Annotated in this window: 12 protein-coding genes; 7 read left to right on the top strand and 5 right to left on the bottom strand. The window is 40.5% G+C overall.

Going from position 1 to position 18,173, the window contains the following annotated elements; all coding sequences use genetic code 11:
• The first annotated feature begins 151 nt into the window (after positions 1-151).
• Positions 152-1,624, top strand: coding sequence for a sucrose phosphorylase (gene gtfA / locus P3J6_RS08990; RefSeq protein WP_198522788.1), 1,473 nt, complete (start codon positions 152-154; stop codon positions 1,622-1,624).
• Positions 1,625-1,698: 74 nt separating this feature from the next.
• Here the strand turns inward: gtfA and P3J6_RS08985 are convergent, their stop codons facing one another.
• Positions 1,699-2,730 (bottom strand): LacI family DNA-binding transcriptional regulator, encoded by a 1,032-nt coding sequence (locus tag P3J6_RS08985; RefSeq protein ID WP_198522787.1) that lies wholly within the window; start codon positions 2,728-2,730, stop codon positions 1,699-1,701.
• Between the two features lie 375 nt (positions 2,731-3,105).
• On the opposite strand from P3J6_RS08985, the gene P3J6_RS08980 reads away from it, so the two are divergent.
• Positions 3,106-5,880: a collagenase gene (locus P3J6_RS08980; protein ID WP_198522786.1), complete on the top strand. Its 2,775-nt coding sequence runs from the start codon at positions 3,106-3,108 to the stop codon at positions 5,878-5,880.
• A 150-nt stretch (positions 5,881-6,030) separates the two neighbouring features.
• Here P3J6_RS08980 and P3J6_RS08975 read toward each other — a convergent pair whose 3' ends face one another.
• The 3 genes from P3J6_RS08975 to P3J6_RS08965 all read right to left on the bottom strand — a co-directional run bounded on the left by P3J6_RS08975 (position 6,031) and on the right by P3J6_RS08965 (position 9,142).
• Entirely contained in the window at positions 6,031-6,264 is a 234-nt protein-coding gene (locus tag P3J6_RS08975; protein ID WP_198522785.1) for a hypothetical protein, read from the bottom strand.
• A gap of 342 nt (positions 6,265-6,606) precedes the next feature.
• The gene (locus tag P3J6_RS08970) at positions 6,607-7,827 is read right to left on the bottom strand and encodes a M24 family metallopeptidase (RefSeq protein WP_178956912.1); all 1,221 of its coding nucleotides are present in this window, start codon (positions 7,825-7,827) and stop codon (positions 6,607-6,609) included.
• A 22-nt stretch (positions 7,828-7,849) separates the two neighbouring features.
• Positions 7,850-9,142 carry an NAD(P)/FAD-dependent oxidoreductase gene (locus P3J6_RS08965; protein WP_372239244.1) on the bottom strand — a complete coding sequence of 431 codons (1,293 nt, stop codon included), beginning with the start codon at positions 9,140-9,142 and terminating at the stop codon, positions 7,850-7,852.
• Positions 9,143-9,408: 266 nt separating this feature from the next.
• Here P3J6_RS08965 and P3J6_RS08960 point away from each other — a divergent pair, with 266 nt between their 5' ends.
• The 4 genes from P3J6_RS08960 (at position 9,409) to P3J6_RS08945 (ending at position 12,951) form a co-directional block, all read left to right on the top strand.
• Positions 9,409-9,633, top strand: a complete 225-nt coding sequence (locus P3J6_RS08960) for a hypothetical protein (RefSeq protein WP_178956910.1) — start codon at positions 9,409-9,411, stop codon at positions 9,631-9,633.
• Positions 9,634-9,636: 3 nt separating this feature from the next.
• Positions 9,637-10,638: a 4-hydroxyproline epimerase gene (locus tag P3J6_RS08955; RefSeq protein WP_198522784.1), complete on the top strand. Its 1,002-nt coding sequence runs from the start codon at positions 9,637-9,639 to the stop codon at positions 10,636-10,638.
• A gap of 13 nt (positions 10,639-10,651) precedes the next feature.
• Entirely contained in the window at positions 10,652-12,148 is a 1,497-nt protein-coding gene (locus P3J6_RS08950; protein ID WP_198522783.1) for an aldehyde dehydrogenase (NADP(+)), read from the top strand.
• Between the two features lie 134 nt (positions 12,149-12,282).
• Positions 12,283-12,951 (top strand): GntR family transcriptional regulator, encoded by a 669-nt coding sequence (locus tag P3J6_RS08945; protein ID WP_178956908.1) that lies wholly within the window; start codon positions 12,283-12,285, stop codon positions 12,949-12,951.
• Between the two features lie 384 nt (positions 12,952-13,335).
• Here the strand turns inward: P3J6_RS08945 and P3J6_RS08940 are convergent, their stop codons facing one another.
• Positions 13,336-14,304: a dihydrodipicolinate synthase family protein gene (locus tag P3J6_RS08940; RefSeq protein ID WP_198522782.1), complete on the bottom strand. Its 969-nt coding sequence runs from the start codon at positions 14,302-14,304 to the stop codon at positions 13,336-13,338.
• Positions 14,305-14,917: 613 nt separating this feature from the next.
• On the opposite strand from P3J6_RS08940, the gene P3J6_RS08935 reads away from it, so the two are divergent.
• Complete coding sequence (locus P3J6_RS08935) at positions 14,918-17,911, top strand: TonB-dependent receptor (protein WP_198522781.1); 2,994 nt, start codon at positions 14,918-14,920, stop codon at positions 17,909-17,911.
• Positions 17,912-18,173 lie beyond the last annotated feature (262 nt).

Genomic DNA, 18,173 nt, shown 5'->3' with positions numbered 1-18,173 from the left:
TTGGTAACACACATTAAGTTGTCAGTAACTTATTGTAGTATTAATCGAGCCACGATATTTGTATGTAAAATATTTAAAAATTACTTGTAAATTCTTACTTGCTAGTTAAAGATATATCTTAATCGATTAAGTTTCAACTTGGTAATCACACATGATGAAGAATAAAGTTCAATTGATCACATATGCTGATCGAATCACCGGTAAAGATATAAACGCATTAACAGCACTTCTAAAGGGTCCACTTAAAGACGTTTTTGCAGGGGTACACTTATTACCATTTTATAACCCAATAGATGGTAGCGATGCAGGTTTTGACCCAATTGATCACAGTGAAGTTGATGCCCGAATAGGAACTTGGTCAGATATTCAAGCACTTGGAAAAGACCATGATTTAATGGCCGACTTAATAGTAAACCATGTATCGGCGCAATCGTTTCAATTTCAGGATGTGCTGGCCAAAGGCAAAGCCTCTGAATTTTGGGATTTATTTTTAACTAAAGAAGACGTATTCCCTAATGGCATGAGCAACCAAGAACAACAAGCCATTTACCGTCCACGGCCTGGAAGCTGTTTTACACCAATGAAATGCGGTGATGGTCAAACGTATGATTTTTGGACCACCTTTACCGACAACCAAATTGATATAAATGTAAAAGTAGAAGCGGGCATTGCCTATTTAAATAACGTACTTACTAAATTTTCTGCTAACAACGTAAACATTATTCGTTTAGATGCAGCGGGTTACGCCATTAAGCAAGCAGGTACTAACTGTTTTATGCTTGATGAAACATTTGCCTATTTAGATAAACTCTCAAAGCAGGCAAATGATTTAGGCATGGAAACCATTGCTGAAATTCATAGTCATTATCAAACTCAAGTTGACGTGGCTAAGCGCGTAAACATGGTATACGACTTTGCTTTACCCCCGCTTATATTACATAGCTTATTTAATAATGACGTAGACGCATTGCTTAAGTGGTTACAAATTTCACCGCGTAACTGTTTAACTGTACTAGACACCCATGATGGCATTGGCATTATTGACGCGGGTCCAATGGGCGATAAACCAGGGCTGTTAAACGCATCTCAAATAGATAATTTAGTAGAAACCATGCATGCCAACAGCAATAACCAGAGCCGTAAAGCAACAGGTGCAGCTGCAAGTAATGTCGACCTATATCAAGTTAACAGTACGTATTACGATGCATTGGGCGCAAATGATTTTGATTACTTATTATCTCGCGCCATTCAATTTTTTGCACCGGGTGTACCACAAGTATATTACGGTGGTTTATTTGCTTGTAAAAATGATATGGAGCTTCTGGCGAGAACGAACGTTGGTCGTGATATTAATCGCCCTTATCTAGATGCCGCTAAAATAGATGAAGCGCTAAATAAGCCGGTAGTAAAAGGATTAATAGCATTAATTAAAATACGTAATGAGCATCCTGCATTTGCTGGTGAATTTACTGCTCAAGGTGGCGCAAGTGTATGTTGTTTAATGTGGAAGCTTGAGCAACAATCAATTTCTTTGAATATTGACTTTGCTAGACGTACTGCACTTATTACACAGGTTAATGGTGCTCAAGAAACCACTTTAAACTTACAAAGTTTATTAGTTTAAATAGCTTTATTTGTTGAAAACCAAAAAGCCAAGCAACTTAAGCTTGGCTTTTTTATCTGCGTTACTAACAACGCTCAGCTACTTGCACCAATATTTAGTGCGTAACCTACTTCGTGTTGTTTTTCTTCTTTAGAAATAAATAAGTTAGCAGCTATTACACCTTTTTCTTGGCTATTTTGATGAATAGTCGTAAGGCGAGGCACAAAACGGGCTGCTTCTTCTATGCCATCAAATCCAACAATACGTAGCTCACTCCCTATTTTTATCCCTTGTTTTATTGCTTCTCGCATGGTGGCGAGGGCAATTAAATCACTCATACATATAATCACATCAGGGCGTGGTGAGGCGTTTAATACTTCTTTTGCAGCTATGCTGGCAAAACGCTCGCTACTTTCAGGAATATTCCAAATGCGGTCGTCGGCTACCGTTACATTCGCTTCATTTAACGCACGCTGATAACCTCGTAAGCGTTGGTGAGAAATAGATTGACCCGTTTCAAACTCATGATGTTCGTAAACTCGGCACAATACATTTTCATCGAGTAATCTCAAGCCCAATATTGCCACGTTATCAGTTGCACTGTGCAAAACATGTTTGGCTATTTCGTAACTGGCTTGTTCGTTATTTATATTAATTGATGCGTTGCGGGCAATATCAAAATCCACAGTAACCACATGTTTTTGTACTGTTTTTAGTTTCTCTACCAGTGCTTTGTTTCGCGGGCGCCCATAACAAATAAACCCATCAACAAAATCAACAACGTTATTAAGGTTTTCGCTATTGCCTGAAAACAATAAAACATTAATGCCGTTTTTTTCAAGCACTGAGGTTACACCACGCATAAAGCTACTGGCGACAGGGTCTGACACCATATATTCCACGCTATCTGGTAGCACTAAAGCAACAATATTAAACGTGCCACTTCGCAGAGATTGCGCCGCTTTATTAGGGCCATAATAACCGAGCTCTTTGCAAGCTTTAAGTATGGCTTCGCGTCGTTTAGCCGAGAGTTGATCAGGGCGATTAAACGCATTTGAAACCGTAGCATTAGACACACCTAACTCTTTGGCAATACTTTTTAATGTCCAACGGTTTTTTGTATTCATATAACCTACTCAAGGGAGGATGCTGGTTGAAAGAGTAAATTACCATATCTGGCTTTAAATCAAAGTGCTAATTATTTAAAAGAGTCGTTGTAAGACGCTCTTTTAAATATTGCGAGAGTTTAGTGTGCCAAACTGACCCACCCCTATGGGGTAACCTTTGAGGGAGTGATATTCAGCTTCACTAAATTAAATAGAGTTTGAAGTAAGTAAAAATCAATACAAAAGAATTGGTTGAAACCGTTTTCTCAAAACTAATATATCAATATTCGTTAATGTTATATAAGATATATTGTATACAATGATAATGAAGTGTTACAAATTGTATCTCAATAACCAGTTCTGGATTAAGAACATACTAATCATCGAAGGTATAATATGAAAATTAACACACTGATTTTGACGTTACCGATATTAGGTATGAGTTCAATGGCATTGGCTGACAAGGTGGAGGAGCGAACATTTAAACCTCAGACAGCCGTTGTAGAGCGTTTACATCATCATGGCGTTGAACAAAATCATAATGAAAAAGCACCGATTGCAAAAATGCAAAGCCAGCAAAAACTTTTTAATGCGCGTGTGATGACGATGCAAGCAGTCGCCGTTACGTGTGATTTGAATGCATTAGCAAACGCGAGCACATCAAGTATTATTACAGAAATTCAAAACCAAGGTACACAATGTATTAATGAGTTGTTTAGTGCCTCTGCTTTAACACAAAGTCAGGTGTTTACGTCTGATAAAATGTTTGCTGTTGCAAATCATGCTAAGGCACTTTCACTGACTTATGCTGGCGGCGGAAATGTAGAGTTGGAAGCGTTATTTTTATACCTACGAACTGGTTTTTACGCTGAGTTTTATAACGACAATGTTAGTTTTGCAACGTGGGTCACCACCGCAGTTGTGGGGGCGGTTGATGCATTTGTTGCCAATAGTCATTTTTACGACGATAACGACGGTCATGCTAAAACGTTAAACGAAGTAATCATCACAATGGACAGCTCAGAGCAACAGCATCGTTACCTTGAAGTGGTAAAACAATGGTTGAGCCGTTTTAATGAAAGCTACGGCGCTAAGTGGAATGTACGAAGTGCAGTGAATGGTATTTTTACCTTGTTATATCGTGGTCAATGGAATGATGAATTTGTTACGGCAGTGGGCAAAGACACTGATTTAGTAACAAGGCTCAGTGCGTTTACTCAAAAACAATGGATGATTGGATCAGACGCACAGTACCTTATTGTTAATGCAGCAAGTGAACTTGCTCGGTTAAAGCAATACTCAGATACACCGATTCAAAGTGCTGTAGATACTGGTCTAAATGCTATTTTTTCAACGTATACTAGCTTTGGTTATGGTGATGCGGTTTGGCTTGCGGCAGCTGACTCGGTTAGTTATTACGCAGATTGTAATGATTATGGTATTTGTGGGTTTGTAGATAACCTGATAGGTCAAGCACTGTCACAAAGCTATAGTTGCAGTAGCACGATTAAAATTCGTTCGCAAAATATGACTGTTGCGCAACATGCCGCCGCGTGTGATGCAATGGGTGCTGAGGAAGGGCTATTCCATACTAAACTTGCCACTAATAACACCCCCGTAGCTGATGATAATAATAGCTTTTTACAAGTGAATATTTTCGATAGTAGCGACGATTACGGTAAATATGCGGGGGTCATTTTTGGTATTAATACCAATAATGGTGGCATGTATTTAGAAGGTGATCCATCCGTTGTTGGCAACCAAGCAAACTTTATTGCTTATGAAGCAAATTATGCAAATGCAGAGCATTTCGTTTGGAATTTAGAGCACGAATATGTGCACTATCTCGATGGGCGATTTGATCTGTATGGCGACTTTAACTCTCCTACAGAAGATGTTGTTTGGTGGTCGGAAGGGGTTGCTGAATACATTGCTAATTTAAATGATAATGACGCAGCAAAAGAAACCATTAGTGATGGCTCACGTTTTACCCTAGCACAAATCTTTTCCACTACTTATGATGGTTTTGATCAAGACCGAATCTATCGTTGGGGTTACCTAGCTGTGAGGTTTATGTTTGAACGCCATTATGATGAAATTAATACTATGCTTGCCCATACCAGAGTGGGTGATTGGATTGCCTACAAAGCAAAAACAGAACAGTGGAAAAGTAGTTACGAAAGTGAATTTGTACAATGGTGCGATGATTTAGTTGCTGGCGCGCCTTCAAATATTCCGCCGACAGTTCAAATCAACGGCCCATATTATGGCGTGCAAAATAATGACGTCAGTTTTACCAGCAATGGCAGTATTGATAGCGATGGCTCAATTGTAAGTTATCAATGGAACTTTGGTGATGGCAGTAGCTCGAATCAGGCTAATCCACTTCACAGGTATATCAGTGAAGGGAAGTACAACGTAAGTTTGATAGTTACTGACAATCAAGGAGCAAGTCAATCAGCTATCACGACAGCGACCATCGAAAAAGATAGTAGTGTCGGTGATAACATATTGCAAAATAATCAAACAGTTCAGACTAACGGCGCGCAAAATGAGCAGCAATACTTTACTTTTGCCGTTCCGCAAGGTGCCAGTGAACTAGTATTTACAATTACTGGAGGAGAAGGAGATGCTGACCTGTATGTAAGCTATGAAGCGGCACCAACAGAGACCGTTTACGATTGTCGTCCTTATATTGGTGGTAACGAAGAGCAGTGCGCCATTGACCCAGTACAAGTTGGTACTTATCAGGTTATGTTACATGGATATAATGCATTTGAAAATGTGCAATTAACAGCGTCTTATACGCCAGCCACTTCCAATGTGCCCGATGTATGTGCCACACAAGGCAGTCGTAGCAACGGTCGTTTAAATGATGGCGAAGCGGTTTGTTTAGGTAACAGCGGTCCGATGTGGTTTAGTCTTGCTGATGTGCAAAGTCAAAGTGGGATTGCAATCACCACGGCCAATGGCAGTGGCGATATAAGCCTTAGCTATGCCGAGAGCTCGTGGCCTAATGGCAATAACGAATTGGCTGAGTCAAATAATAGTGGTAACGACGAGTGTATTTATATTGCTAATTCAAGCCAATATTGGGGTTACTTAAAGGTATTAGGCTCAAGTAATGGTGTTAGTTTAGTCGTTGACTATAACAGTAGTGGATGTCGTTAATTACTCGCCCTATTAATGGTACTTTTATAGGAAAAGTTTATTCACACTATCTATGGAATAACACTTAAACTGAAAAATGCCGATCAGCTTGCTCACTGGTCGGCATTGATTTTTTTGAAAGGTTCTTACACTACTTTTGTCTTCAAAAGGTTATATTGGTTGCTTTTTGATGATGCGAATTTCTTCTCCGTCTACATCTAATCGTGCCGTGATCGTGATTAACATTGCTTCAGAGGTAGGGGTTAACTCAAACTCGTATTTCTTATCTTCATAAGGCGTGATTGCAACGTCCTGTTGTTGTGTATTTATTGGCGCAGCTTGGTCGTAAGGTGTCGCAGTAAAAGAAATAGTACCCGTAGTAAGACCTGAATAAGGGCCAAACAAATGAGCATTAATTTACCAAGTCTCTAGCGCGGAAAATGGTTAACCAACTGACCTACGCTTACCTTATAAAGTACATCCCACGTTTTGCCTAAGTGGGAGGTTTATGCCAGAAGCATAATGCTTCGCTTTGGTAAAGTACGTGATTTCATACACTTATTTACCTCAAGCAGTTCACTGTAATAGCAGTACAAAACACTACCTATATGGTGAACAGCAAGAGGCGCCTAATCTCTGATGGAATGTTGCAAATTTATTATTAATTACTCAAAAACAAGCTAAGTGAAGTGAGTAGTGCCAGTGGCTGCATGGTTTTCGTATACATGCAGCAGAGAGTGTTATAAATTAACTGGTTGATTTAAATGGGTCGTCGATACTATGGGATGGCTCAGTAAACCACTTTGGCCCGTTGTCGGTCATATAAAAGTGATCTTCTAATCTTATACCAAACTCATTTGGTACAACGAGCATGGGTTCGTTACTGAAGCACATACCGGTGGCCAGAGGGGTTTTATCGCCGCCGACTAAATAAGGCCACTCGTGAATGTCTAAGCCAATGCCGTGGCCGGTACGGTGTGGGCACCCTGGCGTTTGATATTCAGGACCAAGGCCTTGCTCAGCTAAATAATTACGAGCTCCAGCATCTACGTCTTGACATGTTTGGCCTATTTTTGCTGCATTAAATCCAGCTATTTGTGCCGCTTTTTCATAATCCCAAAATTGGCGCTGGCGATCACTTGCTTCGCCAAACACATAAGTGCGGGTGATATCAGATAAGTAATCGTGCACTTTACAGCCAGTATCAATTAATACCACATCGTCTTTTTTAAGAATTTGCGCGTCTTTTACGCCATGGGGAAAAGAGGTAGCAACACCAAATAACACAATGCAAAAATAGTTACCTGGCGCACCTACTTTTTGGTGCGCTTGTTTAATAAAAGCTTCTACTTCAGTGGTGCTAATGCCTTCATACAGCATACTGGCTGTGGCTTTATGTACCACTAAGGTCATATCCATTGCGCGTTGCATTAATGCAAGTTCATTGGTTGATTTGTGCATACGACAATGTGCTGTTACGGGTTGTGCGTTAACCAGTTTTAAGCCGCTTTGTGCTTTTTTAATGCCATCAAAAATAAAAAACTGTGCACTTTCATCAATGCCAATAGTGCCATCTTTTGCAATGCCCATTTCGGTTATTACATCTACAAATAGCTGATATGGGCTTTCATGTTCTTGCCAACCATGAATTGGGCCATCAATCACTTTAAAGCCATTGAGTGAACCAATTTCAAAAAAAGGAGCAATATATTGTACATCGCCCTGTGCAGGTAAAATTGCTCCCACCAGTCTTTCACTGGCATACCAACGCATTCCCGTAAAATAAGTAAGATTTGTACCAGCGTTTAGATATATGGCGTCAATACCATTTTGTTGCATGTATACTTGAGCTTTTTTAATTCGTTCTAGGTGCTCTTGCGGTTGGATCGGGGTTAAATCGTCAGTCATATTAGATAAACTGGCAAGTGCTTGTTCTTTGGTATGGGTACCAATACCTTGGGCTATCATAGTGCTTTCCTCGTAAGTGTGACTATTGTGCAAGTGGGGCGTGTGAACTGCAAGCAGCTTGAGATGAAAAGCGGCTGATACAATATGGTTTTATATCTACGCTAGGTACTTGTTGTAAACACAAACTAGTTATTAGCTCACCTGTAATAGCACCTTGAGTTAATCCAAGGTGCTGGTGGCCAAATGCAAAAAATAAATTAGTGTGGTTAGGTGCTTCGCCTATGACCGGTAATGAATCGGGCAGTGATGGTCTGCAGCCCATCCACACGCTACTAGGTTGAAGTGTTACCGCTGAATGATTGAGCATTGCTTTGGCATTGGGTAATAATGCCAAAGCGCGTTTATTATTCATTTTACGTTCTGTACCTGCGAACTCTACTGTTCCAGCAATTCGTAAACCTTGGCTCATGGGTGTCATAATAAAACTGCGCTCTGCAGAGGCGACAGGACGAGATAGACCATAATTACTCGATAACATGCAATGATAGCCTCGCTCTGTATCAAGAGGTACATTGTAACCTAAGGGCTTGAGCAGTAATTTGCTCCACGCACCAGCTGCGATGATGACTTTATCGGCTTGAAATTTTTGGTCAGGGCAATTAATTTCATAGCCACTATAAACAGGTGAAACCTCAATCACTTTTTGTTGGCAAAACTGCCCACCTAAAGCTCTAAATTGCTCAGCTAAACTTAAGCAAAATAAATGAGGATCAACGCTGTGTGCTACCTCTTTAAAAAATAATGCATGCGTTATGGTTTTTGCTAAATTAGGTTCCAGTCGTTGTAGTTGTTCAGCATTGAGCAGCTCTACAGCGATACCGTGTGATAAATATTTTTCAAACATAGCCTGTATTTGTGTAACTGGCGTTGTTTCGAAAGTGAGCAAGCTCCCTTTCTTTGTTATTAAATGATTTAATTTGAATTCATCTAGCAGGGTCTCGTAGGCTGTAATTGCACGGTGGTTGAGCGCCTGTAAAGCGTGGGTATTTGCTTTATAGGTTGAGCTAGCCATGTTATTAACAAACCGCCAAAACCAAGGTAGTGCTTTGATCACATAGCGCCAATCTATTCTAAGAGGGCCGAGTGGGTTTAATAGCATCATAGGCAGCTTTTTTAATAACGATGAGTGCGCTAAAGGAAATACTTGCTCTGTTGCAAAGTGCCCAGCATTCCCTTTCGAGCAGCCTTGAGCTAAGCCATTTTCATCATACAAAGTAACTGTAAAGCCAGCGCGTTGTAATTTTAACGCACAACAAATACCGATTATACCTGCTCCAACCACGCCAATATGTTGTGTTTTATTATCAGACAAAATGCTTACCTCTTTATGCAATATGTTTGTTGTGACGGATGAATTGTGTCTATCTCAAAATTGCATTTATTTTTTAAGTTACGAGATATGATTTTTCAATACTTGTTATTTTGCTTCATTGTTGTTTAGATTCAATGGTTTAATGTTTTTGCTGCTGTTTTATAGATGCCCTTCAATGCCACTAAAGAAAGGAATGCTGAAATAGGATATTGATTATTGTATACAATATACCTACTATATCAAGCATAAACATCAATCAGGTAATTAAAATGACAGTAAATTGGCAACAGGCCTTTGGATCGTTTTCGGCTCAGTTTAATGAAGATGGCGCTATTCATTTTGCAAGTAGCGCAAACATGATCGATGAGCTAAATAATCAAACTGCTCACAGCGTTATTAAGCTAAACGCATCAGATGAAAATGCAGCTGTTACCACGCTTTACACTAAAGCAATGGCAAGCGGTATTGACGTAACAAAATTAAAGTTGGATTAAGTTATGCTCAAAGGGACCTTTTTTTGTATTGACGGCCATACCTGTGGCAATCCCGTAAGGCTAATTACCAGTGGTCACCCGCAATTGAGCGGACAGAGCATGAGTGAGAAACGCCAAGACTTTTTTCAAAATCACGATTGGATACGCCAAGCGCTAATGTTTGAGCCTCGTGGTCACGATATGATGTCGGGCGGATTTTTATATCCGCCTACCACAGAAGACGGCGATGCCGCTATCTTATTTGTTGAAACATCAGGGTGCTTGCCCATGTGCGGCCACGGCACAATGGGTATTGTTACGTTTGCTTTAGAGCATGGTTTATTACATGCAAAAGTGCCCGGGACCTTGCTATTAGATACGCCAGCTGGACGTGTACGAATCAATTATGAAATGACCGATGGTAAAGTTCAGTGGGTAAAAATTTATAATGTTCCCGCGTACTTAGCATATCAGTCAATTGTAATTGAAGTACCTGAACTGGGCGAGCTTAAAGTAGATATTGCCTACGGAGGTAACTTCTACATTATTGTTGAACCGCAAGCCAATTACAAAGGCATTGAGCATTTTAGCGCTGGGCAAATTTTAAAGTACAGCCCGCAGGTGCGTGATGCCATAAACGCAAAAATAAAATGTGTTCACCCCCTTGACCCAACCGTTCAAGGTGCAAGCCATGTGTTATGGACAGGCACACCTAAAAATGCCAATTCACATGCCGCAAATGCTGTTTTTTATGGTGACAAAGCCATTGATCGCTCACCATGTGGAACAGGCACTAGCGCCCGTATGGCACAGCTTTTTGCGAAAGGGCAGTTGGCCCAAGGGCAAGAATTTATCCACGAAAGTTATATCGGTAGCCAATTTATCGGCTGCATTGAACAGGTAACAGAAATCGCAGGCGTAACAGCCATTCTGCCAAGTATTCAAGGTTGGTCTAGAGTAACAGGCACAAGTGCTATCACAGTCGATGACGATGACCCATATGCATTTGGGTTTCAAGTAATATAATCAGGAGCAAAACATGACATTAACAGGACAAAGTTTAGTAGCAGGACAATGGGTTGGTGATTCAGCGAATGGTGAATTTAATGCATTTTCTCCCGCTGGTAATGAACCACTACCTACATGCTTTTTTAATCTCAGCGCCACTGAATTAAACGTTGCAATCGAAGCCGCACAATCGGCTTTTTATGAGTATCGTAAAACTAGCTATGCGCAACGTGCTGATTTTTTAAAGTGTATTGCAGATCATATATTAGCGCTTGGTGATGATCTACTTGAGCAAACTCAGCAAGAAACCAACTTACCGCTTGCGCGATTGCAGGGGGAGCGCATGCGCACCGTAAATCAACTTAAAGCGTTTGCTAGTGCATTGCGCGAAAACCCTGAATCACCTTTGGGTTTAAAAATAGTGGATGAGGCCGATGCAACAAGATCACCGTTACCAAAACCACACACTGAACTTAACTATTTACCATTGGGGCCGGTTGCTGTGTTTGGTGCATCTAATTTCCCTTATGCCTTTTCAACATTGGGTGGCGATACAGCTGCGGCACTTGCTGCTGGGTGCCCGGTCATTGTTAAAAATCACACAGCGCACCCAGGAACCGGCGAGTTGATGGCACGTGCGGCGCTTGCAGCCATAAAAGAATGTGCGATGCCATTAGGCGTGTTTGCAATGGTGCAAAGCAAGGAGTATGACATAGCACATCAATTAGTTGCAGCGCCGGCAATTAAAGCGGTTGGCTTTACAGGCTCATTTAACGTGGCGAGTAAACTGCAAGAAACGATTGCTAAACGTGAAGAGCCCATCCCATTTTATGGTGAGCTGGGTAGTATTAACCCTCAAGTTATTTTACCCAATAAAGCCATTGAAAAGAGTAAAGAAATGGCGCAGTCACTTTGCCAGTCAATGCTTATGGGTAACGGCCAGTTTTGCACCAGCCCTGGGCTTTGGTTAGTGCCAACCGGGTGTGATGAGCTTGAAGCACATATTACTGCGAGCATTAATGATGCACCATCAGACACTTTGCTCACGCCAGACATTGTTAAAACGTTTAAACACCAAGTAGAAGAGCGAGGCCAACTTGCTCAAGTAAGCGTGTTAGGGAAAGGTAAGCTTGAGCAAGCGTTCCATGCTAATGCACATGTATTCGTTTGTAATGCCGACGATTATTTAACAACCCCAGCGTTGAATGAAGAAATGTTTGGCCCTGCTGCATTAGTTGTGCGTTACGACAGTGAACAGCAACTTATGACATTAATAAATAAACTGCAAGGGCAGCTTACAGCCAGCGTTCATGGCACGAAAGCTGATTTAAGCAAAGCAGATAGCCTCATCGAAGCACTGCAATATAAAGTGGGTCGTTTGATAAAAAATCAGATGCCAACAGGTGTTGAAGTGTGTGGTTCAATGAACCACGGTGGGCCATTTCCAAGCTCAACGGATGTACGTAGTACCTCTGTAGGCACAAATGCAATGTTACGTTTTATGCGACCAATTTGCTATCAAGCATAAGATTCATTGGGCGGGATATGCAAATTGTATATTCCCGCTTTTCCTTTATAAACGCTAACTGAGGACGGAATCTAACTTGGCATCTCATGTTACTTGAGTATAATGTATGCTAAATGCAATACTTAAGGATCACCATGGCTATCGAACACAAAACACGCACCCAATTAGTAGCAGAAGCAATTCGTGAAAAAATATTAACCGGTGAAATCAAAGCTGGTGATCCACTGCGTCAAGCTGCACTTGCTGCTGAGCTTAATGTAAGCCGAATACCTGTTCGTGAGGCACTGCTTCAGCTCGAAGCTGAAGGGCTTGTAAATTTTGAAGCGCATAAAGGAGCCACGGCAACAGAGCTTTCAGCATCACAAATTGATGAAATCTTTGATTTAAGGGCATTACTTGAGGCTGAGCTGCTAAGTCACTCAATAGAAGGTTTAACAGATCAAGATTTAATTGATGCTGAGCTTATCTTAACTGAGCTAGAAAGCGCCATGGATGCAGGTGATACCCACCTAGCAACGGGCGATTTAAACAGCCGTTTTCATGGTAAGTTGTATTCACGCGCACAACGCCCACAAACTCGTGAACTAGTTGATATGTATAGTAAAAATTCAGAGCGTTATGTGCGCATGCATATTTTACTAGCGGGTGGTTTAACCACAGCACCAGAAGAGCACCGTATATTGTTAAATCACTGTCGTGCAAAGAACACTAAAAAAGCGTGTGACTTTTTGAAAAAGCATATCTTAGGCGCCAAAAACGACATTAAAAAGCTATTACTTAAAATAGAAGACGAAAAAAGGTAGTGTTAAATAAGCCCCTTATTTGCACATTTTTTATAATGTGCTCAGCTTGCTGCCCGTAGGCAAATAAGAATGCTATATTTATGTTGTCTTTAACTTACCTCGATTAGTTTGTTTAATGCGATGTTAGCTAACTGAACAAGGTCCCATCAACTTTTCTGTATTATTAAGTGGGTATGTAAAAAATACTTTAGCTAGATAGGGTAAAAAACTCAGAAGTGCAAAGCTTAGTCTTACGCTATATTTAATAAACGATATATCTGATTTTCTTTTATGCTTAAGTATGATTATTTAATAAGGTCAGTGCAATCACCGCAAGAGCAGCTTATCTATAGCTACAAAAACGCTCCGTAAAAACGGAGCTTTTGCTTGTCAATTTTTGAAAATTCAGTCTATTAAACCCAGACCCTCGAGTCGTTCTTTTGCTAAGGCATACCTTGTGTGTACATCATCAATTTGCTGTTGATTTAACTTTTTACCAAAAGTACGAAGCCCGCCAGTTACATCATTATGATGAATGCCAAATGCAAACTTAAGGTATTCTAAAAGTAACGGTTGTGCATCAAGGTAAGATATAGAATTCATAGCTTGAGAAATTTTGTTTGCCTCGGCCCACTCACCTTTATTCACGTATTCCTGCATAGTGACACTCGCTTTTGGAAATATACAGCCAACACCTGTAATTCCTCCGCATGCGCCAGCGAGTCCTGCATGTATAGTTACCGTATCTACACCTGCGAGTACTTTTATGTCCTTATTTTCTAGCACCATCGTTTCAATGACAGATACATCTATGGTGGATATTTTAAGCGCCGTAACTTCAGGTAAAGCGGCAAGCTTTGTTAGAAGGTCAGTTGAAAGTGGATGATAGCCAGCGGCGTCCGGGTTGTTATAAGGCATTATTGTAATACCGGCCTCTTTTGCAGCTGTGGCTGAAAGGGAATAATACGCATACATTTCCTCATCAGAAGGCGTGTATTTGGTTTTTGGTGGCATCATCATTACGGTGTCCACGCCAACAGTTGCTAGCTCTGTAACAATTTTGGCCAGCTCTTCTTTGGTTTCTGCGGCTGCGCCACTAATCAATGGAACATTGTATTCTTTAGCAACACTTGAGAGAGCTTTTAGTAAAGAAAGACGTTGTTCGGAGCTTAGGTAGCTGTTCTCACCAAGAGTACCAGAGCCAACAAGGCCTCCCATACGAGTTCCACCTTTGCCTTGCACCTTTAAAATATCTGCAGCGTATTTTTTCGTTGCATCAAGGTCAATTGCAACGGTTCCAGACTCTGTTTCTTTGAGCCATGTAAATACGGCTGGCATAACTGTGTATCGCCAATCTTTACAGTTTGTTTCCATTATATTTCCTCTAATAAGTGATATTGTATACATTATACATTATACATTTCGATTGTATCAGTAAAATTAACTTCGGCAAGTCTAAGAACTAAATTAAAAGGGTATCGTATATGTAAATTATACAGGGGCATGCAAAGGCGAGTAACGCTAACTATATAAAGTGGGGTTAATCATTTAACTATCTTCACGAACTATAGTTTGCTTCTTAATAACCTGAACTCTGGATTATAAACCTACCCCAAGTAGCTATTCTTAGCGTTAACTGAGTTTAATCTACTTGCAATAGGCTAACTATTGCAAGTAATTTCGCTTAGTACCCACTGAAAATCTCTGGCTAGAGAAAATAAACATAAATATCACTTTGATTCAAAATATTAGTAAATCTCTTAACCAGAGTTCAGGTTAAATACTTCAGCTCATGTATTAAATTACGATACTTAATAAAGCTTCCTTTAGTTACAAACTTGCAGAGCAATTGACTTTGTTTAATTTGTATTTAAATTTTAACTAAAAATTATCATATATTTAATATTGTATACAATATGTAATTTATGTATATTTTACGTCGAGGTTAGTCTCACAATAAAAATCTACAGGACCAAGGAATTCTTACATGATTACAAATAATAAAAAACAAACTCGAGGCGTGGGTGCTAGAACTCTGCTGGCAACTGCGGTAACAGCAGCATTATTAATTGCACCAGCGGCACACGCTGTTGATGGCAGTAGTATTGTTAAAGGTCATATTGTTACGCAATCGGGGAATGATTTAACCGGCGCAACTATTACACTTAAGCACAAAAGCAAAGGGTTGGTTTACACCATTACCAGTAACGCCGAGGGTGATTACTTATTAAGAAACGTACCTGTAGGTACATACGATGTAACTATTGTAAAAGACGGTTATCAAGCAATGACTGAAGAAAATGTTGCGGTAACTATTGGCCAATCAATAATACTTGATGTACAACTTTATAAAGCTGGTATTGATATAGAGCGTATCGCGGTAGCAGGTTCGGCAATTCGTCGTGTAGATATGGCATCTTCCACCTCTGGCTTAACGTTTAGTGATGCTGAACTTAAAGCAATGCCGGTAAATACTGGTTTTGAGAGTATTGCGTTACTAGCGCCAGGTACTGCAGCTCCTGGTGGTTCTAATTTCAAAGGAGCCTCTAGTTTTGGTGGCTCATCAGCCGCTGAGAATGGCTACTATTTTAATGGCTTGAATGTAACCAGTATTCGCACAGGGTTAGGTTCAATTCGTCTTCCATGGGAGGCTATTTCGCAAACTCAAGTTAAAACGGGTGGTGTTAGCCCTGAATTTGGAGGGGCATTAGGCGGTATTGTAAACGCTGTATCTAAATCAGGCGATAATGATTTTAAACTTGGTGCAGAGGTGCGCTGGGATCCTGATAGTCTTCGTAATCAGCATGATTCAATATTTCAAGATAGTGGCACCATCAGTACCAACACTAAGCAAAGTAGTTACGATTTTAAAGAAGTACAGTTATGGGCGAGCGGTGCGCTTATTGAAGATACGCTGTTCTTCTATGGCTTATTTGCTCCACGCAGAGAAGAGTCTAGCAGCGCTGGGCAAACCACGTTCTCTGATTTTGAGCGTGATGAAGATCGTTGGTTCACGAAAGTGGATTGGTTTATTAATGAAGATCACTCTATTGGTTTCTCTGCAATGAACAATAAACGTACTTGGACTGACAAAACGTTTGCTTATAATTGGAAAGATAATGTTGTGGGTGATCAGCAAGGGGTAGATGCACCAGGTGAAGATGGCGGTAATGTTTATAGTATTAACTACAATGGCTATCTGACAGATACTTTTTCAGTGTCAGCCGTTGTTGGCCGTGTTACTGAGAATGTTGAGAACGTGGTAGCGTCTCCAAACCCAGGTGTATGGGATGAAAGAAATGGTTTTGTTACGTTAAGCCAGCACACTAATTCAGGAATAACAGAAGAAGAGTACATCCGAGACCAAGCTCGCATTGATTTTAACTGGGATTTGGATATGCATTCAATCCAATTTGGTATTGATTACACTAACGTGAAGGTCGATTTTTTTGAAGGTCAAAATGGTATTGGGGATGCTAAAGGCTGGTGGACAGTAAAAACAGCCGGTGAAAACGATGTATCGGGCGCTACACTAGGTACTGACTTTATCGAAAGAAGGATTCGTAGCCGTGAGGTCGATTCTGCTACCACTTCATTAGCGTTTTACATTAATGATTCATGGCAAGCTACTGATAATTTAGTCCTTAATATGGGTTTGCGTTATAGCCAGTTCGAAAACACTGTTTCAGATGGTCGGGCTTTTGTTGATATAGATAATCAAATCGCGCCACGTATACAAGCAATTTATGACGTTAATGGTGATGGTAGTGCAAAAGTATTTGCAACCTTTGGGCGTTATTTTCAACCTGTCTCTGCGAACATGAATATCACCCAAGGTTCTGCATCTATTGAATGGTTTGAGTATTTCGAACTGGATCAATTAGAAGGTAGCGGTTCACCTTCTTTATTAGCTGATGGCTCACCTAGCAGAGGGGATATGTTACGTGATAGACGCTGGCGTCAGCGGGGTATTACTGAACCAGGGCTAATTGCCTCTGCTTCTTTAAAACCAATGTACAGCGATGAATTTACAATTGGTTATCAGCAAGAAGTGTTTGATACGATGTCTGCAGGTGTACGTGCTATTTACCGTGATTTAGGTCGCAGTGTTGAAGACACTGATGTAGGCCCGGTGCTTGCTAAAAAGCTTGCTGAAATGGGTATAACCGATAACGTAGGGCAAGGTTCATATTACGTACTCAATAACCCTGGTGAAGCGATTCAAATGTCGTATGACTTTGATGGTGATGGAGAAATTGATAACGTAAATTTAAGTGCTGATGAACTTGCACTTGCCGAAGCACAACGCAAATATTTGGCGCTTGAGTTTACCTTAGATGGCAATATAACTGATGACTTGCGTATCAATACTTCATATACATGGTCACATAGCTATGGTAATACCGAAGGTTTAGTTAAAACGGATAATAACCAAGCCGATCCTGGTTGGACGACCTCCTACGACTATGGTGATTTGATGGATCATGGCTATGGTAATTTACCAAATGACCACCGCCACGCTATTAAGTTTAGTGGCGCCTATAATATTACCGATTCACTGACCCTAGGTTTAGTTGCGCGAACTACATCAGGTCGTCCAAAGAGCTACTTCTCAGTTCACCCTGAAGGTGTCGATAGCTGCGAACAAGGAAGCCCATGGGATGCATGTGTTAGTAAATATTACGATCAAGCATCTCATTATGATGAAAATGGCAACCCTGCGCCACGTGGCAGTAAAGGTAATTTACCTTGGCTCACTAATATAGACATGTCATTGACGTACTACACTGACTTTTTTGGCTCAAACGTGATTTTAAAAGGCACTGTTTATAATTTGCTTAATAGCGATAGTGCGATAAATATCAACGAAGAGCGTGCTCAGTACGGTGAAAATGGCTTAAAGCTTAATCCTGATTATGGCTTAGTGACAGGACGTCAAGGTGCTCGCTATGTGTCATTGACCGCACGAATAGAGTTTTAATTTTCCTTGGTAAGAAGCTGTAAGAGCTCAACTTTAGTATCTCATGACTATATTGGTGAATGCTAAAGTTGAGTTAATGTTTAAGCACATTCTCATCAAGAGCAACACAGCCTCGATGCTGGGCAGGCAACTGTTTGGCATTTTTGTAGTGAGTTATTGGCACTTTTATTACAAGAAATGAAGGCACATTGCATGCAAAAATAACAAGGGATAATTATGACTCAGCTTTGTTTTCTCATTGACAGTAGTCACAACCCGATTG

Origin of the sequence: Pseudoalteromonas sp. 3J6 (genome assembly GCF_903995135.1) — a bacterium.
Classification (GTDB): domain Bacteria; phylum Pseudomonadota; class Gammaproteobacteria; order Enterobacterales; family Alteromonadaceae; genus Pseudoalteromonas.
This window is presented reverse-complemented; position numbering and strand designations above follow the sequence as displayed.